22 protein-coding genes, 1 tRNA gene and 1 riboswitch are annotated in these 25,786 nt (G+C 30.9%); of the genes, 8 read left to right on the top strand and 15 right to left on the bottom strand.

Translation table 11 applies throughout. The annotated features are described in order from the left end of the window. Positions 1-274 precede the first annotated feature (274 nt). From ABNK64_RS05085 to paeA, 4 genes are read right to left on the bottom strand one after another with little or no spacing between them, the layout of a single operon-like run. Positions 275-3,316: a UvrD-helicase domain-containing protein gene (locus tag ABNK64_RS05085; protein WP_349763699.1), complete on the bottom strand. Its 3,042-nt coding sequence runs from the start codon at positions 3,314-3,316 to the stop codon at positions 275-277. After that, positions 3,316-5,934: a PD-(D/E)XK nuclease family protein gene (locus tag ABNK64_RS05080; protein WP_349763698.1), complete on the bottom strand. Its 2,619-nt coding sequence runs from the start codon at positions 5,932-5,934 to the stop codon at positions 3,316-3,318. Before ABNK64_RS05080 ends, ABNK64_RS05085 begins: the two co-directional genes overlap by 1 nt. 11 nt (positions 5,935-5,945) lie before the next feature. Then, the gene (locus tag ABNK64_RS05075) at positions 5,946-7,304 is read right to left on the bottom strand and encodes an MATE family efflux transporter (protein ID WP_349763697.1); all 1,359 of its coding nucleotides are present in this window, start codon (positions 7,302-7,304) and stop codon (positions 5,946-5,948) included. Positions 7,305-7,328: 24 nt separating this feature from the next. Further along, positions 7,329-8,642 (bottom strand): polyamine export protein PaeA, encoded by a 1,314-nt coding sequence (gene paeA / locus ABNK64_RS05070; protein ID WP_349763696.1) that lies wholly within the window; start codon positions 8,640-8,642, stop codon positions 7,329-7,331. 161 nt (positions 8,643-8,803) lie between these two features. On the opposite strand from paeA, the gene ABNK64_RS05065 reads away from it, so the two are divergent. The 3 genes from ABNK64_RS05065 to ABNK64_RS05055 all read left to right on the top strand — a co-directional run bounded on the left by ABNK64_RS05065 (position 8,804) and on the right by ABNK64_RS05055 (position 10,839). Beyond that, on the top strand, positions 8,804-9,517 hold the full coding sequence (locus ABNK64_RS05065; protein WP_349763695.1) for a TSUP family transporter: 714 nt from the start codon (positions 8,804-8,806) through the stop codon (positions 9,515-9,517). Between the two features lie 15 nt (positions 9,518-9,532). Next, entirely contained in the window at positions 9,533-10,441 is a 909-nt protein-coding gene (locus ABNK64_RS05060; RefSeq protein ID WP_300389752.1) for a DMT family transporter, read from the top strand. Positions 10,442-10,503: 62 nt separating this feature from the next. Further along, a complete protein-coding gene (locus ABNK64_RS05055) occupies positions 10,504-10,839 on the top strand; it encodes a zinc ribbon domain-containing protein YjdM (RefSeq protein ID WP_291255216.1) in 336 nt (111 codons plus the stop codon). Positions 10,840-10,898: 59 nt separating this feature from the next. Here ABNK64_RS05055 and ABNK64_RS05050 read toward each other — a convergent pair whose 3' ends face one another. The 5 genes from ABNK64_RS05050 to cls all read right to left on the bottom strand — a co-directional run bounded on the left by ABNK64_RS05050 (position 10,899) and on the right by cls (position 15,280). Beyond that, positions 10,899-12,242 (bottom strand): alanine/glycine:cation symporter family protein, encoded by a 1,344-nt coding sequence (locus ABNK64_RS05050; protein ID WP_300342172.1) that lies wholly within the window; start codon positions 12,240-12,242, stop codon positions 10,899-10,901. 110 nt (positions 12,243-12,352) lie between these two features. Beyond that, positions 12,353-12,443: riboswitch (glycine riboswitch) on the bottom strand. A 177-nt stretch (positions 12,444-12,620) separates the two neighbouring features. Next, a complete protein-coding gene (locus ABNK64_RS05045; RefSeq protein ID WP_349763694.1) occupies positions 12,621-12,914 on the bottom strand; it encodes a hypothetical protein in 294 nt (97 codons plus the stop codon). Between the two features lie 21 nt (positions 12,915-12,935). Then, positions 12,936-13,012: transfer RNA gene (locus tag ABNK64_RS05040), tRNA-Arg, on the bottom strand. 51 nt (positions 13,013-13,063) lie between these two features. Then, entirely contained in the window at positions 13,064-13,816 is a 753-nt protein-coding gene (locus ABNK64_RS05035) for a PHP domain-containing protein (protein WP_291255219.1), read from the bottom strand. An 18-nt stretch (positions 13,817-13,834) separates the two neighbouring features. Beyond that, positions 13,835-15,280, bottom strand: a complete 1,446-nt coding sequence (cls, locus tag ABNK64_RS05030) for a cardiolipin synthase (protein WP_349763692.1) — start codon at positions 15,278-15,280, stop codon at positions 13,835-13,837. 134 nt (positions 15,281-15,414) lie between these two features. Between cls and ABNK64_RS05025 the strand changes: the two genes are divergently transcribed. Genes ABNK64_RS05025 through ABNK64_RS05015 form a run of 3 tightly spaced genes read left to right on the top strand, consistent with a single transcriptional unit; the run spans position 15,415 to position 18,023 of the window. Beyond that, positions 15,415-16,221 (top strand): SIR2 family protein, encoded by an 807-nt coding sequence (locus ABNK64_RS05025; protein WP_300342165.1) that lies wholly within the window; start codon positions 15,415-15,417, stop codon positions 16,219-16,221. After that, on the top strand, positions 16,215-17,219 hold the full coding sequence (locus ABNK64_RS05020) for a hypothetical protein (protein ID WP_349763689.1): 1,005 nt from the start codon (positions 16,215-16,217) through the stop codon (positions 17,217-17,219). The genes ABNK64_RS05025 and ABNK64_RS05020 overlap by 7 nt, the downstream gene beginning before the upstream one ends. Before the next feature lie 30 nt (positions 17,220-17,249). Beyond that, positions 17,250-18,023, top strand: coding sequence for a RelA/SpoT-related domain-containing protein (locus tag ABNK64_RS05015; RefSeq protein ID WP_291255225.1), 774 nt, complete (start codon positions 17,250-17,252; stop codon positions 18,021-18,023). A gap of 44 nt (positions 18,024-18,067) precedes the next feature. Here the strand turns inward: ABNK64_RS05015 and ABNK64_RS05010 are convergent, their stop codons facing one another. The 3 genes from ABNK64_RS05010 to ABNK64_RS05000 form a co-directional block, all read right to left on the bottom strand. After that, positions 18,068-19,378: an MATE family efflux transporter gene (locus ABNK64_RS05010; RefSeq protein ID WP_349763687.1), complete on the bottom strand. Its 1,311-nt coding sequence runs from the start codon at positions 19,376-19,378 to the stop codon at positions 18,068-18,070. Positions 19,379-19,445: 67 nt separating this feature from the next. Then, positions 19,446-19,874, bottom strand: coding sequence for an META domain-containing protein (locus ABNK64_RS05005; RefSeq protein WP_291255099.1), 429 nt, complete (start codon positions 19,872-19,874; stop codon positions 19,446-19,448). Between the two features lie 68 nt (positions 19,875-19,942). Beyond that, a complete protein-coding gene (locus ABNK64_RS05000) occupies positions 19,943-20,749 on the bottom strand; it encodes a histidinol-phosphatase HisJ family protein (protein WP_349763686.1) in 807 nt (268 codons plus the stop codon). Between the two features lie 212 nt (positions 20,750-20,961). Here ABNK64_RS05000 and ABNK64_RS04995 point away from each other — a divergent pair, with 212 nt between their 5' ends. Together ABNK64_RS04995 and ABNK64_RS04990 are read left to right on the top strand one after the other, a co-directional pair. Continuing rightward, entirely contained in the window at positions 20,962-21,678 is a 717-nt protein-coding gene (locus ABNK64_RS04995) for a glycerophosphodiester phosphodiesterase (RefSeq protein ID WP_349763685.1), read from the top strand. Positions 21,679-21,771: 93 nt separating this feature from the next. Beyond that, positions 21,772-23,157, top strand: a complete 1,386-nt coding sequence (locus tag ABNK64_RS04990; protein ID WP_349763684.1) for an aminopeptidase P family protein — start codon at positions 21,772-21,774, stop codon at positions 23,155-23,157. Between the two features lie 69 nt (positions 23,158-23,226). Here ABNK64_RS04990 and ABNK64_RS04985 read toward each other — a convergent pair whose 3' ends face one another. The 3 genes from ABNK64_RS04985 to ABNK64_RS04975 form a co-directional block, all read right to left on the bottom strand. Next, complete coding sequence (locus ABNK64_RS04985; protein WP_349763683.1) at positions 23,227-24,417, bottom strand: M20 metallopeptidase family protein; 1,191 nt, start codon at positions 24,415-24,417, stop codon at positions 23,227-23,229. Between the two features lie 87 nt (positions 24,418-24,504). Further along, positions 24,505-24,849 (bottom strand): DUF5684 domain-containing protein, encoded by a 345-nt coding sequence (locus ABNK64_RS04980; RefSeq protein ID WP_291255103.1) that lies wholly within the window; start codon positions 24,847-24,849, stop codon positions 24,505-24,507. Between the two features lie 30 nt (positions 24,850-24,879). Beyond that, positions 24,880-25,734: a CvfB family protein gene (locus ABNK64_RS04975; protein WP_291255104.1), complete on the bottom strand. Its 855-nt coding sequence runs from the start codon at positions 25,732-25,734 to the stop codon at positions 24,880-24,882. Positions 25,735-25,786: the final 52 nt, after the last annotated feature.

Here is a 25,786-nt window from a genome sequence, read left to right as displayed (position 1 = left end):
ACCGAAAAATGGAAAACAGGTTATGCGAAAGATTGGCATTTGATAAAAGGACAATTAGCAATAGAATATGAAGAAAGACTGAAAGGTTTTTAGTTCCTTTCAGTCTTCAAAATAATTTAAAAATTAATAATCAAGAGACGATAAATACACAAAATTATTTACACTCTCGATAAAAATTAAGAAATCAATCAAATGATTTCTATTTTTTTTGCAAAAAAAGAAAAAGGCGTTGCAACTGATATTTAAAAATCATCAGTTTGCAACAGCCCCTATTTTATACATCTAACTCTATATACTCATTTTCCACTTCAAATCTATCAATATCCTTACCCATTTTAACCAACTTTTCAACTATAACTTTTGTATAGTTCTCTAACTGCTCCTCATCAAATTTTCCTGTCTTATAGTCAGCTATGAGTATCTTTCCCTTGCTCTCTTCACTAGGGAGTTTTATCATCAATCTATCTATTCTATAGTTCTTACTCTCTTCTCCCACCTTATAATAGATTGGGTACTCTCTATACACATAATCCCAATCATTTTCAAATATATTTTTACATCTTCTATATATATACTCTATATTGTTTTCAGATAGTATCTCTTTGATTGTTTTCTCTCCAAGGAGAGAGGCATATTTTGAAAAAGTTAATTTCTTAGCTAGTTCAATCTCAGTTTCATTCCAATAGAGAATATTCTCAAGGAAGTAGTGTACGACTATACCTCTCAACCTTTTTCCCTCTATCTGCAATGAGTGAGAGTATATCTTATCTAATCCCAATCTCTGATTTTCCTCTAACTCCTCTTTATACAGTACCTTTGGAGTAGAGAGATCCAAAGTAAATTCAACACCCTTTTCACCACTTATCTCCTCTCTATTCTCCACTATCAATTCCCCTGTGTCCATATTTCTCAATAATATATCATAAGGTACTTTTTCACTATTTTCCACAACTACATAGATATTATTTTTAGGTCTAGTCAATGCAACATACAGATTATTTATCTCCTCATGCTCCTGTTTAATCTCTCTATCCTTTAGATAATCTACACCATCTATACTTTTTAATATATTATTAAATTTATGGTTTGTCAAAAGATATGATTTTACCTCTGAGTATGTATCATTCATCTCAAGATAAAACTCCATTCCTTTATCTGCATTTTTTCCTGAACTACTAGGTATGAAGTAGAACAGTGTATCAAACTCCAAGCCCTTAGATTTATGTATAGTCATCAGAGATACACTATTCCCATTTCCTGTTGAGATCTTTTTAAACTTATCTTTTTGTGTATTTTCCTCATACTCTATTAAAAAATCATCAAAGTATTTATACTCTTTCAAAAGCTTATAGAATCCAAAAATATTTAGAGTATCCTCTTCATTTTGAAATCTATTTCCCACACCTACACTCTTTAACATCTCATAAGTTAAGTATTCTGTCTCTCCATCATACTTTTTATTTAAATCATACAGTTCTTTTAATGAGGTAAATATATCACTCTCTATCTCAAGTGTAACATCATCATTCTCACTGTATAGGTACTCCTCTATACACTCTCTTCTCTTTATCATCTCCTTTAGAGTTGGAGCTGATATATTTATTAGATTTGATCTAAGAAAATCCAAAAGTGATAGAAAATCTTTTTTTACCAGCCAAGAGATTAGATGATATACTCCATTTATCCCCTTACTGTCCACTATACTTGCATTGGAATCCAATGTATATGCTATCCCTCTCTCTCCCAGATAAAAAGCTATTTTCTCCAGAGTTTTCTTAGTTCTAGCTAATATTCCAATCCCTGCATAATTGTCGTGAAACTTCTCCTCTATCTCATCTATCATTATTTCAATAGACTCTCTCTCATCCTCAGGAGTGATGAGTTTTACATAACCTTTTTTATCACTATCTCTGTAGTTTACCTCTGAAAACTCCCAACTCTCACTCTCTTCACTATTCTTAGCTATTTCTCTAAATACTGTATTTGTATATTTTACAATATTCTCCCTACTTCTAAAGCAAGTGTCCAACTCCTCCTCTTCTCCATCTATGATCTGAGCCAGATTTTCAAATAATCTTTTCTCTCCACCTCTCCAACCATAGATACTCTGCTTTTCATCTCCAACACAGATTATATTCTCACTTTTAGCCAAAATATTTTTCAATATTCTCCACTGTAAAATACTTGTATCTTGAAACTCATCTATAAATATGCTCTTTAACTTTCCATCAATAACTTCAAAAAATTCATCAGTCAGTCCATCTTCATCTAAAAATCCAAGCTCTCTCTCCTCTAGATACTTAAATGTATAGCTACTAATATCTGTATGTGTAAACCTCTTCTCTCTAAATTTTATCTCATCATAGATAGAGTAGATCTTTTCAACTACCCTTAAAAGTTTACTCTCATATGGAATTACCAAGTTATTATACATAGCTTTTCCCAATTCCCCTTTAAACTCATCATAAAGATAGTTCAAATCTGCAATATGTGAATCTATATCCCCTTTTTTAGCTCTGACCTTTGTTCCATTCCAAAATTTATCCTTCAAAAATGCAGAGTAATTGCTTTTTAGATACTCCTCTCTATCCTTCGCAGTAAAATATTTTTGGCAATCTTTCTTTATCAAATCTTGAAATGGTTTCCCCTTTATCTCAGCTACTTCCAAAAGTATCTCTTCCATCTTACCTAGTAAACCATTGGTATCTCCATACTCAAACTCACTCTTCTCCTGAATCTTATCTCCTATCAATATGAGTTTCCATCTCTGATTTATTATTTTTCCAATGAGATCTACATAGATATCCATATTCTTCTCACTATTATCCTCTAAAAAACTCTTAAAAAGGTTAAAATCCTCCCTATTTTCAAAAATCTTTTCAAAGGTTTTTACCAGTACTTTTCTATTCTCTTCCTCATCTATTATCTCATATGAGTAGATCTTTAAAAATGGTGCTATAGCCTTTTTAAACACTGTATTGGTAAATGAGTCTATTGTATAGATTTTTAATTTATCCTTATTTTCAACTATATTTTTATAGATCTTTTCCAACTTTTCAATATCAAAAGAAAACTCTTCCCCATATATTTTTCTTATATTTTTTTCAATATCCTCTCTCTTCTCTGAATTTTCACATATATCTTTTAAAAATATCAAGATTCTATCTTTAATCTCTGCTGTTGCTTTTTTAGTAAATGTCATTACTAAAATATCCTTAAAATCTATTCCTTGTACTAAAGAAACTATGTATTCAAGAGATAATCTATAAGTTTTTCCTGTTCCAGCACTGGCCTTTAATATCAATTTTTTTCCCATTACTCTCTACCTCTTCCACAAATATTATAATACTCACACATTTGACAAGTAGATTGCTTTTCAGCCCTCATATATTCACTGGCCTTCACAAAGCTTTCGATCTCCTCTTCCAATCTCTCTCTAGTGAGTATTACCTTATCCTCTCTCTCAATCTTTCCTGACCAAGCATTAAATACCAATTTCTTAGCCTGTCCCGACTCTCCATACAAGATTATAGTATAGTAATCTAACTGTCCATCTTTCTTTGATCCTGTCTTATAGTCAATTATCTCATTCCCTAATTCACTCTCTATGACAAGGTCTGCTCTTCCTCTCAAATATACATCTATATCTCCAGAGTAGAACGGCTCTTTTTCATATGAACTTTTCTCACTTTGAAATCTTCTAATAGAGATCCCTTCATAGTTACTTCTTAAATCTCTAAAAAAGTCAACTATATTTTTAGAGATGAGAGGTATCATTATATATTCACAATAGTTATCCATATGTAATGGAATTTTAGCTCTCTCAGCTTTGAAAGCCCCCTGCATTCTCTCTAATATCTCCTCATATCTAACCTCTACTACTCCCTCTTGTAATACTCTCTTCCATATTGAATTGACAAACTCCTCTAAGACTTTATGTACAATTATCCCCAATATTCTTGTATTTATATCCTTGTCCTCATATTTTGTATTATAGCTTAATCTCTCAATATTCATAAAATAGAATCTAAGTGGGCAATCAACTAGATTTCCATAGTCATAAGCACCTATCTCCAACTTTCCATCTCTAAAATCCTCTATCTCCTTTGGAAAAGCTTCGATCACACTTCTATCATAGCCTAGTTCCTCTCCAATAAATGAGTTGTTTAACATCTCTACTATTCCACCATCTTTTATTGGTGAGTCCTCCAATGGTATTTTATTTTTCAAGATTATCTCCTCTAAAAATGGCGATATATCTATCCCCTGTGCCTCATCTTTTTTAGTTAAAACTATAGCATCTTTTCCATTAAAAATAGCTTGAATAAATCTATATCTATCCTCTTCTCTTCTCTCCTCTTTTGTCATAATACCCATTTTTTTTCTCTGTTTTTCTGTAAGTATCAGATTATCTCCAGTTCTTTTTGGTAAATTATCATCTGTTATGTCTATAAAGTAGTTTACCTCATTTATCTCCTCGCTATATCTTACAAAATCTAGAGGTTTTACTATTCCTATATCTTGACTATATTTAAGATTACTTTTTACTGCCAAATCTTTCATATATTGAATTAACAATCTGTATAGAGATACTCCTATCTTACTTCCAAAATACTCATCAAAACTCTTATGTATCTTCATTACCTCATTACTCTTTATAATTCCAAATATCTCAAAGAATTTATCAAAAATATCTTCATTATCTAAATTTTCCTCTATAAATCTCTCCAATTTAATCTGTTCTTTTATATATGAATACAGTTCATTTGTATTGCTTATATCTGTTATACTCTCCAGATCAAAAATTACTCTATTTAACTTTTCAATTAAATCTATTGAGAAATTCTTCTCAAACCAGCTATCTTGAAGAATTTTTCTAGATATATATTTATATCCTTCAATGGCACAACTATTTAAACTCTTAAAATCCTCCTCTGAGATTCCATAATACTCTTTAAATATCCTATTCTCAAAGGCAGATAGCATTTGGAATAGAAAATAAGTTTTTCCCAATCTCTCCTCTTGGCTATTCAATAGATCCAACTGTATACTTAAAAACTTATATAGTTTGGTATCATTCATTGTAAATTTTTGTGAAGGAGCAAAATAGTGTGGAAATATCTCTGAATAACTATTTTTTTCAGGAACTGGAGAGTATATCTCACCTTTTTTTTGATTTTTAAGATGAATAAGTAACAGTGCCTCTTCCAAGTCACTTTTCAAAGTGTAAACCCTTATATCCTTTATTTTTTCAGGGACTTTAACCTTTTTCAATCTCAAGTTCTCCTCATCAAAATCCCCTTTTCTCATTTGTAGAGCTATCTCTACATCTACACTCTCCCCTAACTTCATTATTATATCTCTATACACCTTAGGAAATTCAACTATATCTACAAATACTATCTTTGTAAAATCCTTAATCCAGTTATCACTATAGTTTTCATAGCTCTCTAACCAATCACTTGGCAGGTAGTTATACTCTCTACACATCTCATCAAAAGCCTCTTTTATAGTTTCAAAATTAGTTAAGTATCTCTCCTGCCACTTTGAACACTCCTCTAATTTTGTAACACCATTTATTAAAAGCTCTCTATAGTAAGCAAAAAAATTGTTTGCTAAATCTATTATGTCATAATAGTTACCTATTCCCAACTCATCTTTTATACTCTGTGGTATACATTTGAAAAAGGCTAAGATTCTCTTAGCCTCTTTTAAAATAATTCTATCTGTATAAAAAATTCTATCTTTAAACTCTTCCATAGTAAGAAGTGTAGGAGTTGGTTCTAAAAATCTATTAGAAACTCTTTTAAAAAATATCTCCTTCATTCTATTATCTAAAAAAACATAGAGATTTTTTTCAGCTTGAGCCTCTCTATCTGAGTAAAGTCCTGAAAATTTTACTCCATAATCTATATATCTAAAATTTACTCCCATTTCTTCCTCCTCTATACACTTACATAGCTCCATCTTCCTTTTTTAAACACTCTATAACATGCTATACTTCTAAATGCCAAGTCTATTGTCATAACTATCCAAGCCCCTGATAATCCTGTATCCATCTTGTATAGGAAAAAATATGTAAGTGGTATTCTTATTATATACATTCCTATTGCTGTTATCCACAATACAGCCTTTGTATCTCCAGCTCCTCTCAAACACCCACTTAAAACCATTGATACAGCTTGGAATGGTTGACATATAGAAACCAGTCTCAAAGCCACTGTTGCCATCTCTTTTATCTCTGGTTCATCTGTAAACATATGTATTATTGTTCCTGGAATAATGAAGAATGTCAAACCAAAAAGAGACATCATAAAGATAGCTAGAGCTGTTGTTGCCATTGCATCTCTATGGGCATTTTTAGCTGATCCCTTTCCCAACTGTTGTCCCACTAAGGCTGTTCCAGCCACTGAAAATCCAAATCCCATATTAAATGAAAATGATTCAGCTGTAAGTGCTATCTTATGAGAAGTATAGGCCATAGTTCCCAATGAGATTACCATCATCTCAAATATTAACATCCCTATTCTGAATACCCCCTGTTCTACTGCAGCTGGTATTCCAACTTTTAAAATTCTTCCTGACATATTCTTATCAAATAGTTTTAATTTTCTTAATGGTATTGATACCCAGAATCTCTTTGTAAAGAATGTGGTATATATAAATATACAAGTTATCATTCCACGTGATAGGGTAGTAGCTATTCCTGCTCCCATTACTCCCCAACCAAAGACAAATATAAATAGATAGTTAAATAGAATATTTGAGAATATACTCAAGATATTGGCTATCATAGGCATATTTGCTTTTGATATAGATCTATAGGCTGCAAAGAAAACTACGTTAAAACATAGAAACGGCATACCTAAAAGTACAGTTGCATAGTATTCCCCTGTCATCTGTAGGTTCATATCATTAGCTCTTCCCACCAACTGTAAAGTCTTATCCTTAAATATAAATAAAAGCAGAGTTATCCCCAAAGAGATAGGAAGAGAAAGTATTAAACTTTGAGCCATAGCATTCTTTCCCTCTTTTTTATTATTAGAACCATAAGCCCTACTCACTAGAGCTGTTGTTCCAATACTTACAGCAAAGAATATGGGGAGGACAGCATTGATAGGGGCATTTCCTACTCCTACTGAACTTATTGCTTCAGCTCCAAGCTTTCCAACCATAAGCATATCAAAAAATCCTAATAAAGTCTGTGCAAAAAGATCCGTAATAGCTGGTAAAGCTATTGTCATAATCGCTAGAAAAACTTTTTTGTTTCTCCTCCACTCTCTTCTTAAATCCATTTTAATCATCTCTCCATTTTTTAATGTTTTATTTTAATTTTGTTTCTCATTTTTTCTTGTTACTAAAAGCTGGTCAATCTTAAATCTGTCTACATCTACCACTTCAAAGGTATAGTTCTCAAAATCTACAACAGCAGATTTTTTAGGGATACTCTTCAACATATACATCATAAACCCTGCTATTGTTTCATATGTATCCTCCTCTGGAAACTTCTCAATATCTACCAACACTTTTTTTACATCTTCCACAGGTGTCTCCCCATCTATAAGCCAAGAGCCCTCTTCTCTCTCAATTATCTGCTCATCTAATATCTGGTGTACAATATCTCCCATTAGAGTGTTAACTACATCATTTAGAGTTATTAGTCCAACTACCAATCCATATTCATTTAAAATTATTGCAAAATCATCTCTAGCTTCATTAAATCTATCCAAAGCTTCAGAAAGTGTCAAAGTATTTGGAATAACCAACAAAGCCCTATTATATATACCTTTGATATTTTTTAATCCATTGATCTCACCTGTCAACATTCTAGGTAGTATATCCTTAGAACTTACATAACCCAATATTGAATCAATATCATTCTCACAGACTAAAAACTTAGCATGTGGATTGTTTGCAATCTTATTTTTTATACTCTCCTCTGATTCATTCACAGTCAAATATACTATATTATCCCTTGTTGTCATTATAGAGGAAACCCACCTTGACTCTAGCTCAAATATATTTTCTATCAGTGAGTGTTCCTTCTTCTGTACCACTCCAGCCTCTGCTCCTGCATCTACCATAGCAAAAATATCATCATAGGTTATAATCTCCTCTCTCACCAATGGTATTCCAAATATCTTAAAAATTATATTAGCTGTACCATTGAATATGAATATTAGAGGTTTTACTATTTGAATAAGAAATAGCATTGGTCTCACTATCACTGTAGATATCTTTTCTGGAGCTACCATTGCCATTCTTCTAGGTACTAAGTCAGCAAACTCTATAAAAAGTGCTGTTATTAGTACGAAAGATAGTGTATCACCTATGAAAGAGCTCTGTGATGACAACATTGGAATATAGTCTACTATAAAACTCTTAACATATGGAGCAATAATTCCATCTCCCACAATACCAGCCAATATAGATACTGCATTAGTTCCAATCTGAACAGCTGTAAAAAAATCTCCAGATGTATGTTGAATATCCATCACTCTTTCAGCATTCTTATTTCCCTCATCAATCATAAGTTGTAATTTCAATTTTCTAGCTGAAGCTAGTGATATTTCACTAATAGATAAAAACATACAGATACTCATTAAAATTATTATCAGTACGATCCTTATTCCAATACTCATACCTATCTCCTCAATCATCTAAATTTTTCTTATTTTTTAAGCCAATAAAAATTTCTCCTCTTAAATCTATTAAATTTTTATTTTTTATGCTAAAATAACTTTGGCTATAGTATAATTATAGCATATTTTAGCAAAAGTTGCATTGAATTTGAGGAGGTTTGATGTCATATTTAGAAATTTTGGGAATGATTGGTTTAGGAATTGGTTGTGGAGTTAGTAAGCTTGGTATTCCAGCTGCTCTTATCTTCTCACCTATCCTAGCTAGTATCTATGGTGGTAAGGCTTCGGCTGGTATTATCATTATCCCTATCCTCGTTTCTGACCTCATTGTTATGTATATCTACAGAAAAAATGCCGACAAAAAAGTTGTTTTAAAAATGCTTCCTCTTACATTTTTAGGAATGATTGTTGCTGTGATCTTTGGAAAATACATATCTGATGAGATCTTTAAGCAGAGTATGGGAATAATAATACTTATTATTGGAATTCTTACCCTAATGAAAAGCTTTAAGATTGACTTTTCTAAATTGAGTGTCCTGTTTGGATTTTTAGGTGGATTTGCTGCATTTATCGGAAATGTATCTGGTCCTCTAATGAGTATATATCTTCTAAATATCAAAATGGATAGAGATAAATTCTATGGTACTAGAACTTGGTTCTATTTTGTAGTAAATCTTGTTAAGGCAACTCTCTATGTAGTAGTTTTAAAAAACATACATCTAGAGACTTTCAAGTTAACAAGTGTAGCTATTCCATTTGTTTTTGTAGGAGTTTTTGCAGGAAAATACTTTGTTGAAAAGATGAATCAGGAGCTTTTTGAAAAGTTCATTGTTATACTTAGTATAATGAGTGGATTAAAACTGTTGTTTTTTTAAAATTAAGGAGGGGTTATGAATATAAAAGAGAAACAAAATCAACTTTCTGCTATAATCTATATTTTATTTATGGGATTTGGTTATCCACTGATTCGTTATATAAGTACAATATTTCACACTGTTAATACCAATGCTCTAATGTTTTTATCTGGTGGAACTCTCTTTGTTCTAGTTTCATTTTTCAAATTTAGAGATGAGTTGATAAAATTAAAAAATAATCTTTGGTTACTTCCAAGACTATTTCTTCTTGCTTCATTAACAGCTGGAAATATGTATTGTTTCGTTGGTGGACTCAGTAAAACATCTGCTCTGGCAGGTAGTATATTTGGAATATTAAGTATGCCATTTTCCATTATAATGGCTGCTATCTTCTTTTTAGATGAAAGGGAGAAAGTTAAAGAGTTACACTTTATTTTAGGTGGATTATTAGCTCTAGCAGGATCATTTATCTTTGTTCTAACTGGTGCTCACAAAAGTTCATCTAGTTCAGACTTTTTACTTGGAATCACTCTTTTAGCAGGAACAATTGTTATACAGACACTACAAAGTTTTGTTGTTAAGGGGACAGCTAAACACATACACTCTATGGTTATCAGTAGTTGCTCATCTATTTTGACAAGTATTATTTTCTTCACTATATCTATAATGACTGGAAATATACATGAGCTTCTAACTGCTTCAGGTGATAATATAACAAAAGTACTATTGACTGGTATGTACTCTATATTTGTAGGTATGGTTATGACATTTTTCATCATTCAAAAACAGGGTGTTGTTGTTTTAAATGTTTTAAAACTTACTTTACCACCTGTTACAGCTATTATAGGTTATCTACTATTAAATGAAAATATCACTCTATATCAAGGTATAGGTGCTTCTTTTGTCCTACTTGGTTGTATTGTAGCACTTCGTAGAAAAAAATAATCTTTTCTAGAATTGAATTTTATGGTATAATATTTAAGAAATTTTTTTATGGAGGAGATTGAATGTCAAAATTACCAAACTGTCCAAAGTGCAATTCAGAATATGTGTATGAGGATGAGAATCTATTAATATGCCCTGAGTGTGCTTATGAGTGGAGTTTAGATAATGAAACTGAGGAGGAAACTCTAGTTGTAAAGGATTCTAATGGAAACATTTTACAAGACGGAGATAGTATAACAGTTATAAAGGATTTAAAAGTAAAAGGAAGTTCTTTAGTAGTTAAAATTGGAACTAAAGTTAAAAATATTCGTTTAGTTGAAGGAGATCATAACATTGATTGTAGAATTGATGGTATTGGAGCTATGAAACTAAAATCTGAATTTGTAAAGAAAATCTAATTGATTTAAGAAAAGAGCAAGTTAGCCAAGCCTACTTGCTCTTTATTATTAAGTAATAATTATTTATTTATTAACTCATACTCTTTCATTGCTGTTCTAGCATATTTTCCTAGTGCTAATAGAGCTATTAAGTTAGGAAGTACCATCATTCCATTAAACATATCTGCCATCTCCCACACTAATTCAGCTTTTAATACAGATCCTTTAATAATAACCAACATAACAATAATTCTATATACATTTATTGAGATATTGTTTTTAAATAGGTATCTTATATTTGCCTCTCCAAAGAAATACCAACCTATGATAGTTGAAAAAGCAAAGAAGAATAGACATATAGCTATAAACATATCCCCATAAGAACCTAAAGATTTTACAAAAGCATTCTGTGTTAAGACTATTCCTGTTCCCTCTTGAACACCAGAAGTTAGAATAACTAAGGCTGTTCCTGTCAAAACTACAAAAGTATCTATAAAAACTGTAACAACAGCTACTATTCCCTGTTCTCCTGGGTGATTAACCTTAGCTATAGCATGAGCATGTGGTGTTGATCCCATTCCCGCTTCATTTGAGAAAAGACCCCTTGCCACTCCATATCTAACTGCTTGTTTAACACTTATTCCCACTGCTCCACCTACAGCTGCATGAGTAGTAAAAGCTGAAGAAAAAATTGAAGTTAGAGCTGGTACTATCTCTCTATAATTAATAAAAATAATTACTATACAAGCTGCTATATATAATCCCGCCATAACTGGTACTATCTTCTCTGTCACTGCAGCAACTCTTTTTATCCCACCAAAGAATACAAATCCAGCAAGTAAAGATATTACAACTCCCATAGCTATTGCTGGTACTCCAAAAGCCTTGTCAAAAGCTACAGATATTGAGTTGGCCTGTACTGCATTTCCCATCAATCCAAGAGCTAAGATACAAGCAATTGAGAAAAATACAGCTAAAGCTTTTGAAAGAAATTTATTCTTAAGAGCTGTCTCTATATAGTATGAAGGTCCTCCTGTTATCTGATTATTAACTCTTTTCTTAAACATCTGCCCCAATATAGCCTCAACGTATACAGTTGACATTCCAAAGAAAGCACTTACCCACATCCAGAATATAGCTCCAGGTCCTCCAGATACAATAGCTGTTGCTGCTCCAGCAAGGTTTCCTGTTCCTACCTGTGCTGCTACTGCTGTTGCCAAAGCCTGAAAAGATGACATTCCATTGTGATCTGCTGCTTTTCCATTAAGAGCCATTGAACCTGTAACTCTTCTTATTCCCTCACTAAATTTTCTAATTTGGATAAAATTTAGTTTTAATGTGAAGTAAACTCCTGTTCCCATCAAAAGAAGTATTAGAAAGTTCCCCCATAAAAATTCATTGATTGTTGTTACTACTTGTTGCATTTTTAATTCCTCCTATTTATTTCCTTTTAAATTGAATAAAAAAAGAAGGTAGAATCTACCTTCTGGAAATCAAAAAAAGAATTATACATAATATAACTAAATGTAAGTTGCATAATTCCTCTGTCCTTTTACCTGAGAGTTTAGTCCAATTGCTTGGGTTTGCTCCTTCGGTGCTCATAGAGTCTCTCCAGAGGCTCGTCCAATATAGGTCCATAGTTCATTCGAACTTGCCTGAAAGATTTACTTCGTCGGCGGCTTAACGCTCTCTCCCTATATCTTCATCCGATTTCTATTCAATTTTATCTTATAGGTCATATCATATGACATTTTTTTCTATTTGTCAAATATATTTTTTCTTTGCATAAAAAAATGAGAGAATTAATCTCTCAAATCTCTTAAATATTGTATTTTTATATTTGTCTTTTTTATATAATTATCTAGGTAGTCAACATCTTCATCAGCATTTTTCTTTTTGTACTCTACCATTCCTTTGTTAAACTTTGTAAAATCTTTCTCTAGCTCTGCTCTTTTCTTCTCCACTATGACATCATCCATCAACTTATCCATCTTATTAGAAAGCTTATTATATCTAGCTTCAGCACTCTTAGGAGTATAAGAACTACAAGAACTAATTAACATTACAAGGAACACTAAAGATATCACTCTCTTCATATATCTTCCTCCTGTAAAGAATGGCGATCCCGATGTGGTTTGAACACACAACCTATTCCTTAGGAGGGAATTGCTCTATCCAATTGAGCTACGGGATCACTACCTATTCATTATACTATAATTTTTATTTTTTGAAAAGGTTTTTTTTACTATGTTAAACTTTTAATTAAATATAACAGATGTTTTTGCCCAATTCCACTTAAACTTCCTATCTTATAGATATAGTCAACTATCTTCTCTCCACTACTCAAATCCATATTAGAATATTTGTAATATGATACAATCTCCCTTAAAATATGAGCATCACTTCCAAATGTTGCAGTTAGATTGTATCTCTCTCTCAACTCTCCAGCCATAAGATTTCTAACCATTGGAAGTGCATGGTTATGTGTTTCTAATGAATCCACTTTTTTTATTACATCATAGATATACTCTTTATTATTTATAAAATTTTTTTGTACTACTCCACAGATATGAGGAATTGATTTATGACACTCCCACTGATTTAAAACATCTAAATACTCATATATACCTCTATGAGTTTTAGCCATTCTCTTAATATTTCTATAAGGTTCTACCTCTTTTCTGTAAAACTCCTCTAGATCCTCCATTTTTTTAAAATAAACTAACATTTCAAATCCATCTTCACAACCTAGTTCCAATCCTGGAACATTGTTAATCCCTAACTCACGTAATTTAACAGCACCTCTTATCTCATTGTGATCAGTCACTGAGATTAGATATCTTTTATGATCTACAAAGTTTTTTAAAAATTCTGGCTTTATAAATCCATCTGAAGCTGTAGTGTGAATATGTAGATCATAATAAAAATCTCCAGCATACCTAAAATCACTCTCTATAAAAGGAAAAAAGAAATTTGAAAGTTTTTGAAACTCTACCATATCAGGTCAACTCTCTTTCTACATTATTGGAGCCAACAATCTACAGATTGACTCTTTTAATTTTATATAATAACCTCTTTTAGAATACTCACTTCTAAAGAGTCTGTGACTAAATTTAATATCGTTATTAAATATCTCTCTAAATGTTCTAGCTACATCTTTTTCATAAATATTTACATTTATCTCAAAGTTTTGATAAAAACTTCTGTAGTCAAAATTAGCTGTTCCTACAGTTACAACCTCATCATCAACAACTATAAATTTGCTATGTAGGAATCCTCTTCCATACTTGTATACCTCTACTCCCAAATCTAATAGTTCACCGCTAAAATACTGATTTACCCAGTAGATAAAAAAATGATCAGGCTTGTCTGGAATCATTATCTTTATCTCTACTCCTGATAGAGCAGCTATTTTTAAAGCATCTAAAACAGTGTCATCTGGAACAAAGTACGGAGTCTGAATGTAAATGTATTTTTGAGCTTTCATTATCATCTTAAGAGCATTATCCCTTATTGCTCTAAATTGATAGTTTGGTCCACTACTTACCACTTGCATATGTCCACTATGCTTTCCTTTTACCTCAATTAACTCTTTTAAAACCTCAGCATTATACTCATACTCTTTTTTATATGTGTATTTCTCTTTTTTTACAATGCCCCAAGAGAAGAAAAACTCTTTCTCTAACTCTATACACGCTTCTCCAAATATTCTCAATCCTGTATCTCTCCAATATCCAAGCTTTCCCTTTCCTAGATACTCATCTCCAATATTAAATCCACTTATATATCCATATTTGCTATCTATCAAACACAATTTTCTATGATCTCTATAATTTGCTCTTAAGCTTGTGATTTTGAACCAAGGGAAAATTGAAGGAAAAAATACTCCTACTTCAATTCCATTAGCTTTAAATCTCTTTAACATCTTTCTATCATAGCCACCAGCACCATCTACTATGATCTTTATCTTCACTCCCTCTTGGGCTTTTTTCAATAGTATCTCACCAATCTCGCTTCCAAGTCCATCTCCTCTAAAGATATAGTATTCCATATTGATACTTACTTTGGCATTTTTTAAATCCTCTTTTACACTTGAAAAGAAATCATTTCCATCTATAAAAATCTTACTTGTATTTAAAGATGTAAGTTGATTTTTAGATGAAATCTCAACATAGGATATTAGTTGCTCCCATTTCACCAACTCTTTATAGTGGGAAAATCCCATCACTTTTTTACTATATAAAAATTTCCATTTATAAAATTGATTAACCACTCTTTTCTTTCTAAAACTCAATCCAAAAAACAGATAGGCTACAAATCCTAGATATGGAGCCAGTACTAAAAGTGTTATCCAAAAGAGAGTAAATAATGGATTTTTCCTCTCCAATAGTACTATAATAAATAGAAATAATGCATTGATTACAATAATATAATCTCTAAAAAACGGTATTAAAATTTCCATACTTTTACCTCCTTAATAAATTGTAGCACTTTTTTCTTAAAAAATCCTTTTTTTTTTAATTTTTTGTTGTTTATTTCCCAATTATAAGTTATACTAATAGTGAACTATTTTAATTTTTAAGGCAGGTGAGAACTATGAAGAACTTTTTTGAAAAATTTGAAAAAGATCAAAAATTTAATCTTTTTACTGGTGATTTTTTAAATAAGTTAACTGGATATCCTTCAAAAGCTGACATCTCAGAAGCCATTTTATCAGAGCTACAGCAATCTACAAAAAGATATATAAAAGATATGAACTCTTTTTCAGATATAGTGCAGGCATATTTAGATGCAGTTATAGATACAAAAAAGAATTTGGTTAAACAGATTAAAGAAAATTTCGAACATAGATATAGTGTAAATATTGATATATATAGCAATATTATCAATTCAGGTTTATTTGAAAATATTTTTACAAATAACTTTGATAATATTATTGAGACTAATTTTTGTGATTCAATTACAAAAATTACTCCTACTAATATTCAAAAGAGAAAAGAGAATACTATAGGTTACTATAAATTTTTAGGGGATATGTCCTCTGTTTCTACTTTCTTTATCTCTAGTCAAGATATTAGAAAATTAAAGACTTTGGAATTTTATTCAGAGTTTTTTAAGAGAGTTAGAGAGGAGATCAAGAGTAGACCAACTATCTTCTTAGGAATTGATTTAGAAGATTCTGATATGATGAATATGCTTAGTTTCATCTTAGAACCTCTAAAGGAGTTCCAACCTATATATATGATTACCAATACTTCTATTATTAGTAGTAAATCAGCAGATTTAATTGGAAAATACAATATTAAATTAATTACCTCTAGTACAAAAGATTTCCTAGATTATTTTAGTGAAATTTCACAAAAAGAAGAGAGAATACTTCCTGAAAAAAAGTTTGTGTGGTAGTATCAGAGGAAGTTAATCCCGATAGTACTACCACTGAAAATACAGAAAAGGAAACTTCTCCTCTACTAAAATTAGACTATGATTCAGCTATAGAAGAGGATGTAAATCCTCTAGACATAATTGCTGACACTCCTATTAAGGATGACGTTCCATATGAGTCTTCTGAACCTAAAACTGTAACATTGATTAAAGAAGCTGGAATTGAAACTGGTATAGAGATTCAATATACATCTATGAAACTAAAAAATTTCCCAATTAAAGATAGTAATATATCTCATTATGAAAAAGAGATCGAACAGATCAGTTTAGGAAATACTACTTTACATATTGGAGAGACTCCGTTATTAAATGTTAATTTGAGAATAGTTAGTTTCAATAAGTTTAAGATATTTGAATTTAAGACGAGAGAGTTTAAGTTAGGCTTGAGTATAAAATTGGAAAATAATACTCTTATCAAAGAGGGAGACTTCTTTAGGTATGAAATCTTTAGCAAGTTAAAGAACTCTCGACTGAATGCTGTTGCTGACCTTATTAGAAGAGTTTTTTCAGGTGAAAGATTATCTTTCCACGTAAAAGACCTACATGGAGATATTATTTTTGAAAATCCTATACAATCTCATAAATTTGGTATGATATTAAAATCTGTCACTCAATATGAGAGCGTTGAGTCAATTATCTCACCATCTAAGAGTAAAGCTTTCTCTGATACATCTATGGATTTCTATACTCTACACCTTTTACAATGTTATTTAGAGGATAAGAAAATCTTAAACAGTTGGTTAAATTTTAAAGTTGAAAATAAAGATGGAATAAGAGAGGGAGATAGTTTAGTTTTTATCAAGAAGCACCCTCTTGATTTCAGAGGAATTAACTACTCTCTTCAAGAGAAAATAGTTATAAAAGATCAAATTTCTCAAAAAGATATTAATGAAAAGTCTAACTCAATTGTTGGATATAGAAAATTAGTTGAAATACAGCTTGAAAAAGTTGAAAAATAGTTTTAAATTAAGGAGTAAATTGTGTTTAATATGCTTGATAAAGATCAATTTTTTAAAGAATTTTCAATAGATGAGGAGTATTTTGCATCTACTGGTCTTGTTTGGGAAGAGCTGAATAAGATTTATGATAACTATGTAAAATTAGTACCTCAGTTGGAGAAAGAAGCTGAGTATATCGTTTCTAAATTAATTGATATTCCTAGTGTACACTCAGTTAGAAGAAGAGTAAAAAAACCTAAACACCTAATTGAAAAGATTATTAGAAAAGGAAAAAAATATGTTGATAGAGGTATCTCTGTTGATACTTATAAGGGAATCGTTACTGACCTTATTGGTATTAGAGTGCTACACCTTTTTAAAGATGATTGGAAAAATATACATCACGAGATATTAGGACTTTGGGACATTAGAGAAACTCCTCAAATTAATATCAGAAGAGGAGATTATAATGTGATACAATTACAAGAGAGTATCTCTGAGATGAACTGTGAAATAATAGTTAGAGATCACGGATATCGTTCTGTACACTACCTTATTGGAATTCCTGTGACTAAAAAAGATGAGATTCTTGTGGAAATACAGGTTAGAACTGTTTTTGAAGAAGCTTGGAGTGAGATAGATCACTTGATGAGATATCCTTATGATGTTAACAATCCTATTATAACTGAGTATCTGGCTATTTTTAATAGAATAGTTGGAAGTGCTGATGAAATGGGAACATTTATTAAAAATATGAAATCTCAATTTACATTAAAACCTGAAGAGGAAATGGATAAAAGAGAATTAGATACTAAATTTAAATAGAACTATAACTAAAAAACTGAGGAGAATCAAGCTCCTCAGCTTTTTTATAACATTCCTCTTTTTTGTAAAACTACTGTGGTTAGATATGTTAATAGATCAGATACAGGTAAAGCTAACCATACCCCTCTCTCACCTATTATCTTCGGTAAGATAAATAAAGTAATAGCTACATACACTGTACTTCTTAATATAGATAGTAAATTGGCTGAATTAGCCTTTCCCTTTGATTGTAAATAAGCTATATTTATAAAATTAGCTCCCATAAATATGATAGCACTTGTATATAGTATCATTCCTTCTGATGCTTTCTCTCTTAAAACAATATCATTATTAAATAGAACAATCAAGCTCTTACTAAAAAACACTACCCAAATCAATATAAGTGTTGAAATTACTAATGAAACTCTATGTCCCAATTTATATATCCCTTTTACCCTATCATTTAGCTTAGCACCATAGTTATAACTTACAATTGGTTGTATTCCTTGTCCTAATCCAGAGAATAACATTCTAAAGATATAGAATATATAACCTACTATACAGAAAGCTGAAACTCCCAACTCTCCACTATATTTCATAAATGATAAGTTAAATAGTATTGTTATCAGAGCTACTGCAAATTCCATTATAAAAGATGGGAATCCTATCATCAACATTTTATATAAAATATTTAATTTTAACTTCATAAATTTATATTTAAAGTGACAACCAAATCTGAAAAAATATTTTATTAAAAACAGCATTGAAAATAGTTGTCCAATAGCTGTAGCTAAAGCTCCTCCAAACATTCCCCATCTAAATACTATTATAAATAGCCAGTCTAAAATTATATTTGTAACAGCTCCAATTACCATTGCTATAAATGCATATGTTGGTGACTTATCATTTCTAACAACAGCATTTAAGCTATTTGCCAACATCAAAAAACCTACTCCAACAGTACAAGGATAAAGATAGGCTTTTACCATTGGTAATAGTTGTTCACTAGATCCCATTAGATATAATAGCTTTTCGTTGAAGATTATAACCATCAACACTATAAAGATATAACTTATTATATTCAAAGTTATTATATATGAGAAACATCTATTTTGAATTTTTTTATTTTTGGGATAGAGGGATATCAGTGTTGATCCTCCTACTCCAAACATCAAACTCAAAGCTGCTCCAAAGTTTACTATTGGATAACCTATATTTATAGCAGCAAGTCCATCTGCTCCAACCCCTTGTCCTATAAAAACCCCATCAATTATGGCATAAAAGGCTGTAACTAACATTCCTGTTACAGCAGGAATAGAAAAGTTTAAAAATAATTTTCCTATTGAATCCTTCCCTAAGCTAATTGATTTTGACATAGCTCCTCCTGTTTCAAAGCAAAGACTGACTCCAAAAAGAAGCCAGTCTAATTATTTTAATTAACTATTATTTTTTTATAAATTTTAATGGTTTATCATTTCCTAATAATGAAATGCTGTTCTCTTCTATTACAATTTTATTTACATTTGCTAATTTTCTTAAATACTCAACTTCGCTCTCCATCTTAGCTGGTTCTCCAGCCATCATAGTAGATGCTACATTATCAATAGTTACCTTATCTCCTTCTATCTCTACAACACCAAAGTATCTATTAACTCCTGAAAAACCATAGATCTTTCCACTATCAAATACTACAGTAATATCTGATCCTTCCAATGTATATTCTACTCCTTTTATAGAGTTCATATCTAACATAGTTTGGGCAGTTTTACTCATTGTACTCACTTTATCAGCTGTCTCACTTGTTTTTTCTAATGCTGTACATCCACTTAACAAAGCTCCTATTAGTGTTATCATCAATAATGATTTTTTCATTTACACCCTCTCCTCTTCTAATTTTATACTGTTTAATAATTGTAACATATTCAGAAAAATATATCAATTTATTTTATTCTTTTAAAAACAGGTTTCATCTTATCAAATCCACAAATATAGCTTACTCCTATACTTTTTAAGAACTCGTATGCCACATCAAAGTCAAGAGTTAGATACTCTTTAATATGTGAATCAGACCCTATAGTTATGATCTCTCCACCCAATTCAAAATATCTTTTTACTATATCTGTACACGGATAAAATCTGTTCTCTTTATATCTATAACCTGAGGTATTGATCTCTATCCCCTTTCCCTTATGGATCAGTGTTCTCAATATCTCATCAATTATATCTTTGTGCATATGATAATCCATACCTCTGTACTCAGGTCCACCATATCTAGTTACAAAATCCATATGACCATATACAGAAAACTGTTCATATTTTTTCACATTATCTAAAACTGTTTCAAAATAAAATCTCTGTAACTCCTCTTTATTTCTTGTTTTTTGAAGCTCTCCCCAAGCTAGATCACATCTATTAATAGCGTGTGTTGAAGCTATTACAAAATCAAATGGGTATTTTTTTACCTGCTCTTCCAAATACTCCCTTGTATGAGGTTGTACTCCCACTTCTACACCCAATTTTATATCTAATTTTCCTCTATACTCATCTTGATACTCTAATACTGTTTTAGTATATTTATCTAAATTTAAAATCCATTTTTCTGTCATTCCTTCAATATCATACTCTAAATGATCAGTTATTGCAATCTCGTCTAAACCTAAAGAGATTGCTTTTTCAAAAATATCTCTCATATTCTGATTAGAATCCCCTGAAAACTCACTATGAATATGATAATCATTTATAAACATCTCTCTCACCTCTAAATATAATTCATATTTTACATATTCTAACATATTTTTTAAATTAAATATATTCCTTCTTTAAAAATTTACTCTTTAATTCCCTTCCTGTCCTTTAATTAATCATTTTTTATTATTCCCACGCAATTCTCTATCTACTTGACAAAAGAGATAAATAGGGGTATATTAGTTAAAAATTAAACTTTTATTTAGGAGGAAATATGAGTAAAATTTTTGCCCATAGAGGTTTTAGTGGTTATTATCCTGAAAATACTATGCTAGCTTTTAAAAAAGCTATTGAAATAGGAGTTGATGGTATTGAGTTAGATGTACAATTGACAAAAGATAATACTGTTGTTATTATACACGATGAAACTATTGACAGAACAACCAACGGAGATGGACTAGTTAAATCCTATACATATGATGAATTAAAAAAATTTGATGCTTCCTTTAATTTTAATAACTTTGGTTTTAATAGAATTCCAACTTTAGAAGAGTATTTTTTACTTGTTAAAGACTTAGATATAATTACTAATATTGAGCTTAAAACAAGTGTTTATCAGTATTTAGGAATTGAAGATTCAGTTCTTGAGTTAATAAAAAAATATAACCTAGAAGATAAGGTTATTATATCTAGTTTTAACCACTTTTCTATCTTAAGAATGAAAAAATTAGCACCTCAGATAAAATGTGGTTTTCTCTCTGAAGATTGGATAATTGATGCTGGAAAATATACTTTTTCTCATCAAATTGAGTGTTATCATCCACGTTTCAATAATCTTATTCCTGAAGTTATTGAGGAGTTAAAAAAATTTAATATTGAGATTAATACTTGGACGGTAAATGATGAAAGAGATATGTTATATCTTAAAGAAAAAGGGATAGATTCAATTATTACAAATTTTCCAAATATGGCTAAAAATCTATTTAAGTAAATAAAATTCTATTGAAAATTTTGGATAAATATTATAAAATTTAGAAAGTTAGATAATAATTTAGATTATATATTTTAATCTATGGAGGTAAAAATGTTTGATAAAAATGTATATATCGAAAGAAGAGAAGGATTGAAATCTCTTTTAAAATCTGGTGTTGTAATTTTACCTGGAAATCAAGAATCACCTAGAAACTACAGAGGAAATAACTATCACTTTGAGCAAGATGCTAGTTTTTTATATTATTTTGGTATGAATGTTCCAAATCTTATAGGAGTAATTGATGTTGACAATAATAAGGAGTATATTTTTGGTACTGATTTTACTCTTGATGATATTGTTTGGATGGGAGAACAAAAATTATTAAAATCTTTTGCTGAAGATGTTGGAATAAATAATTTTGTTGAAATGACAGAGTTTTCTCAATTTGCTAACTCACTTTTAGAGGAGAAAAGAGAACTACTATTTTTACCACAATATAGAAGTGAAACTACTATGCAATTGAGCAAATACTTTAAAATTGACCCATTTAATTTTAATAATTTTGCATCTGAAAAACTTATTCTAAGTGTTGTTGAACAGAGAAACACAAAATCAGCTCTAGAGATCTCTGAAATTGAGAAAGCTGTAAATATAACAAGAGAGATGCATCTCAAAGCTATGGAAGTAGTTAAGCCTGGAATGAAAGAGTATGAAGTAGTAGCCGCCCTTGAAGAGGTTGCAGCTAGATACAATGCCTCTACATCTTTCCACACTATATTCACAAGAAACGGTCAGATACTACATAATCACTATCATGGTAACACTTTACAAGAGGGAGATCTAGTAGTATTAGATGCTGGTGCTAGAATCGAGAATGGATATTGTGGTGATATGACAACTTCTTTCCCTGTTTCTGGTAAGTTTACTGATGTACAAAAAGATATTTATTCACTTTTGATAGAGATGTTTGAAAAGGCTGAAGAGCTTATCAAACCTGGTATAACTTACAAGAAGGTACACCTTGAAGTATGTAAAGTCTTAACTGAAGGAATGAAAAAGAGAGGGCTTATGAAGGGAGATACAGAGGAAGCTGTAAAAGCTGGAGCTCATGCTCTATTTTTCCCACATGGACTAGGTCATATGTTAGGACTTGATGTACATGATATGGAAGCTCTTGGAGAAAACTATGTAGGTTATGAAGATTTTCCTAGAGAGATGCAATTTGGTCTTAAATCATTGAGATTAGCTAGAAAGTTAAGACCTGGTTATGTATTTACTGTTGAACCTGGTATATACTTTATCCCTGAATTAGTAAGAAGATGGAAGGAAGCTAACAAGTTTACTGAGTATCTAAATTATGAAGAGATTGAGAAGTACCTTTCTTTTGGTGGAATGAGATATGAGGGAGATTTCTTGATAACTGAAACAGGAGCAAGAAGATTAGGTGATAAGATGCCTAAATATCCTCACGAAGTTGAAGCATGTATCAATAGATAAAATATAAAGTAAAGAGTGTAGATGATCAGATTTTATCTACACTCTCTTTTTTAACCTATATATCTAAATTTACTGACAATTTAAAGTTAGTTTTTTATATGTTGAAAAAATATTTAAAACTTGTAACTTTACTCCTAACTCTAAACTATCTTCATCTATATCAAACTTATCATTGTGAAGTGGTGCTACTATACCTTTAGAAATATTTCCAACACCTAAATTAAAGAAAGCTCCTGGCACTTTTTCAACATAGTAAGCAAAATCTTCAACTCCCATATTAGCCAATTTCTTTTCATAAACTCCCTTTTCTCCCAATAGCTCTTTAGCATTTGCTTTGACTATATCCACATATTCGTCATGATTTACAAGAGCGGAGTATCCATCAGCATATGACACTTTTCCCACTGCACCATAAGCTTTAGCTGAATTCTCTACCATCTCTTTTATTCTCTCTTTAGCTCTTACTTTTACATCGTTGGATAGTGTTCTCAATGTTCCTGAAGCTACAACTCTTTGAGCTACTATATTTTCTTTATCTCCACCATTTATCTTCCCTAAACTAAGTACAGCTGAATCTCTTGAATCTATATTTCTACTGATAATGCTTTGAAGTGATGTAATTATACTACAAGCTGTAACAATGGCATCTACACCTTGACTAGGGTAAGCTCCATGACAACTTTTTCCCTCTATCTCTATCTTTACATCAGTTGACGAGGCACAATAAGCTCCATATTTTATTCCAACTACTCCACACTCTATTGTAGGATCTACATGTAAACCATAGATTGCATCTACACCTTCTAGGCAACCATCTTCTATCATAGGTAGAGCTCCTCCACTTGTCTCTTCAGCTGGTTGAAAAATTAATCTTACATTACAAGGTAATACCTCTCTATTTTCTGACAATGCTTTTCCAACACCTAAAAGTATTGCTGTATGTACATCATGTCCACAGGCATGCATCTGACCATCTATAGTAGACTTATACCCCTTACTACTACACTCTAATATTGGCAATGCGTCCATATCAGCTCTTAAAGCTATAGTTTTATCCTTATCTTGCCCCTCTATATCTGCTACTATACCTGATTTTCCTACTCCAACTCTATATTTAATTCCCAATTCATCTAAAATATGAGTTACATATGCTATTGTCCTTGGAAGTTGAAAATCTAATTCTGGTATCTTATGTAGATCTCTTCTTGTCTCAATTAACCAATCTTTATTAATGCTATCAAATACTGTTTTTACGCTCATTTTTCCTCCTAGTTATACTTATAAAAAAAGGAGAAAATTTTTGTCCAATAAGATAAAAATTTTCACCTTTAATCTCTATAATCTTAATTAATCTATTATTTCTGCTTCATCTCCAGTAGCAAAATCATAGTTTCCAAATCCCAATATTGGATAGAAAATAAATCCTAAAAATGTAAGTCCTAAACCAAATAATACAGGTGAGCTTATTTTGAAGTTTTTAGCAATATTTATATTTATCTTTATAACTACAAAGAAGTTCACTATTGGTATTATTAGAAGTAGAATATACCACCAACTCAATTTAGCTAAAACTGTTATCATTAAATACACATTATAAATTGGAATTAATGATGTCCACCCCTGTAATCCTGCCTTTGTAAAAGCTTTCCACATTCCTGCTAGAACAATGATTAAAATAATTAAACCAATCATCTTAAATCCTCCTTCTGATGTTTTTATATTTTATTTTTTTGAAACCAATTTAAAATATCCGTCCTCTGTTTTCTCTATTTTCCCCTGTTTTAATAGATTTCCAACAGCTCTTTTAAATGCTTTTTTACTCATATTAAAATAGTCCACTATCTGTTCTGGAGTAGTTTTGTCATTGAATCTGAAACTATCTTTTAAAATTCTCATTTTTTCAAGTATTAGCTCAGCATCTTTATCTAATTGGATATAAGCAAGTTCTCTAGGAGAAAGATCCAATTTTCCATCTTCTCTTACTCTTATTACTCTCGCTTCTATTTCATCACCTATCTTATAGTTTTTGAAGTACTCATTTTTTGGTATTAATCCAAAATATCTATCCTCTACAGCAACAAAAACACCAATCTCATCATTTATTCTATATACTGTTCCTGAAACTATATCATTTTTCTTCATTGATGTACTTGGTAATAAGAATTTATATATCTTCATTGTAGCTGAAAGTCTACCCTTACTATCCTCATAAATTCCTACTAAATATCTTTTTCCAACTTCAACATCAGTCTCCTGCTGTCTTTTAGGTAGAAGTAACTCCTTCTTCAATCCCCAATCCATAAAAGCTCCTAAAGTTGGGTGAACATCTGTTACCTCTAACTTAGCTAAAGTTCCTACTAAAGCTTCTGTCTTTCTAAAAGTTGCCACTGGTCTATCTTCAGAGTCCATATAAACTAGAACTTCAACCTCGTCTCCCTCTTTTAAATCTCTATCCTCTAATTCATTGTTAGGTAAAAGTATATTATCCTTACTATCACCTGTTCCAGCATCAAGGTACGCCCCAACACTAGCAAAATTATTTATAACCAATCTCTGTCTTTTTCCTATTTTTATCATCAATTTCTCCTTATCTTTCTAACAATACACCTGTATTATACATTTTATTTTT

Origin of the sequence: Fusobacterium sp. SYSU M8D902, assembly GCF_040199715.1 — a bacterium.
Taxonomy (GTDB): domain Bacteria; phylum Fusobacteriota; class Fusobacteriia; order Fusobacteriales; family Fusobacteriaceae; genus Fusobacterium_A.
This window is presented reverse-complemented; position numbering and strand designations above follow the sequence as displayed.

What these genes read in the sequence shown, in the direction of transcription:
- ABNK64_RS05085 (WP_349763699.1), bottom strand. Translation starts at nt 3,316, where the DNA reads ATGGGAAAAAAATTGATATTAAAGGCCAGTGCTGGAACAGGAAAAACT.
- ABNK64_RS05080 (WP_349763698.1), bottom strand. Translation starts at nt 5,934, where the DNA reads ATGGGAGTAAATTTTAGATATATAGATTATGGAGTAAAATTTTCAGGA.
- ABNK64_RS05075 (WP_349763697.1), bottom strand. Translation starts at nt 7,304, where the DNA reads ATGATTAAAATGGATTTAAGAAGAGAGTGGAGGAGAAACAAAAAAGTT.
- paeA (WP_349763696.1), bottom strand. Translation starts at nt 8,642, where the DNA reads ATGAGTATTGGAATAAGGATCGTACTGATAATAATTTTAATGAGTATC.
- ABNK64_RS05065 (WP_349763695.1), top strand. Translation starts at nt 8,804, where the DNA reads ATGTCATATTTAGAAATTTTGGGAATGATTGGTTTAGGAATTGGTTGT.
- ABNK64_RS05060 (WP_300389752.1), top strand. Translation starts at nt 9,533, where the DNA reads ATGAATATAAAAGAGAAACAAAATCAACTTTCTGCTATAATCTATATT.
- ABNK64_RS05055 (WP_291255216.1), top strand. Translation starts at nt 10,504, where the DNA reads ATGTCAAAATTACCAAACTGTCCAAAGTGCAATTCAGAATATGTGTAT.
- ABNK64_RS05050 (WP_300342172.1), bottom strand. Translation starts at nt 12,242, where the DNA reads ATGCAACAAGTAGTAACAACAATCAATGAATTTTTATGGGGGAACTTT.
- ABNK64_RS05045 (WP_349763694.1), bottom strand. Translation starts at nt 12,914, where the DNA reads ATGAAGAGAGTGATATCTTTAGTGTTCCTTGTAATGTTAATTAGTTCT.
- ABNK64_RS05035 (WP_291255219.1), bottom strand. Translation starts at nt 13,816, where the DNA reads ATGGTAGAGTTTCAAAAACTTTCAAATTTCTTTTTTCCTTTTATAGAG.
- cls (WP_349763692.1), bottom strand. Translation starts at nt 15,280, where the DNA reads ATGGAAATTTTAATACCGTTTTTTAGAGATTATATTATTGTAATCAAT.
- ABNK64_RS05025 (WP_300342165.1), top strand. Translation starts at nt 15,415, where the DNA reads ATGAAGAACTTTTTTGAAAAATTTGAAAAAGATCAAAAATTTAATCTT.
- ABNK64_RS05015 (WP_291255225.1), top strand. Translation starts at nt 17,250, where the DNA reads ATGCTTGATAAAGATCAATTTTTTAAAGAATTTTCAATAGATGAGGAG.
- ABNK64_RS05010 (WP_349763687.1), bottom strand. Translation starts at nt 19,378, where the DNA reads ATGTCAAAATCAATTAGCTTAGGGAAGGATTCAATAGGAAAATTATTT.
- ABNK64_RS05005 (WP_291255099.1), bottom strand. Translation starts at nt 19,874, where the DNA reads ATGAAAAAATCATTATTGATGATAACACTAATAGGAGCTTTGTTAAGT.
- ABNK64_RS05000 (WP_349763686.1), bottom strand. Translation starts at nt 20,749, where the DNA reads ATGTTTATAAATGATTATCATATTCATAGTGAGTTTTCAGGGGATTCT.
- ABNK64_RS04995 (WP_349763685.1), top strand. Translation starts at nt 20,962, where the DNA reads ATGAGTAAAATTTTTGCCCATAGAGGTTTTAGTGGTTATTATCCTGAA.
- ABNK64_RS04990 (WP_349763684.1), top strand. Translation starts at nt 21,772, where the DNA reads ATGTTTGATAAAAATGTATATATCGAAAGAAGAGAAGGATTGAAATCT.
- ABNK64_RS04985 (WP_349763683.1), bottom strand. Translation starts at nt 24,417, where the DNA reads ATGAGCGTAAAAACAGTATTTGATAGCATTAATAAAGATTGGTTAATT.
- ABNK64_RS04980 (WP_291255103.1), bottom strand. Translation starts at nt 24,849, where the DNA reads ATGATTGGTTTAATTATTTTAATCATTGTTCTAGCAGGAATGTGGAAA.
- ABNK64_RS04975 (WP_291255104.1), bottom strand. Translation starts at nt 25,734, where the DNA reads ATGATAAAAATAGGAAAAAGACAGAGATTGGTTATAAATAATTTTGCT.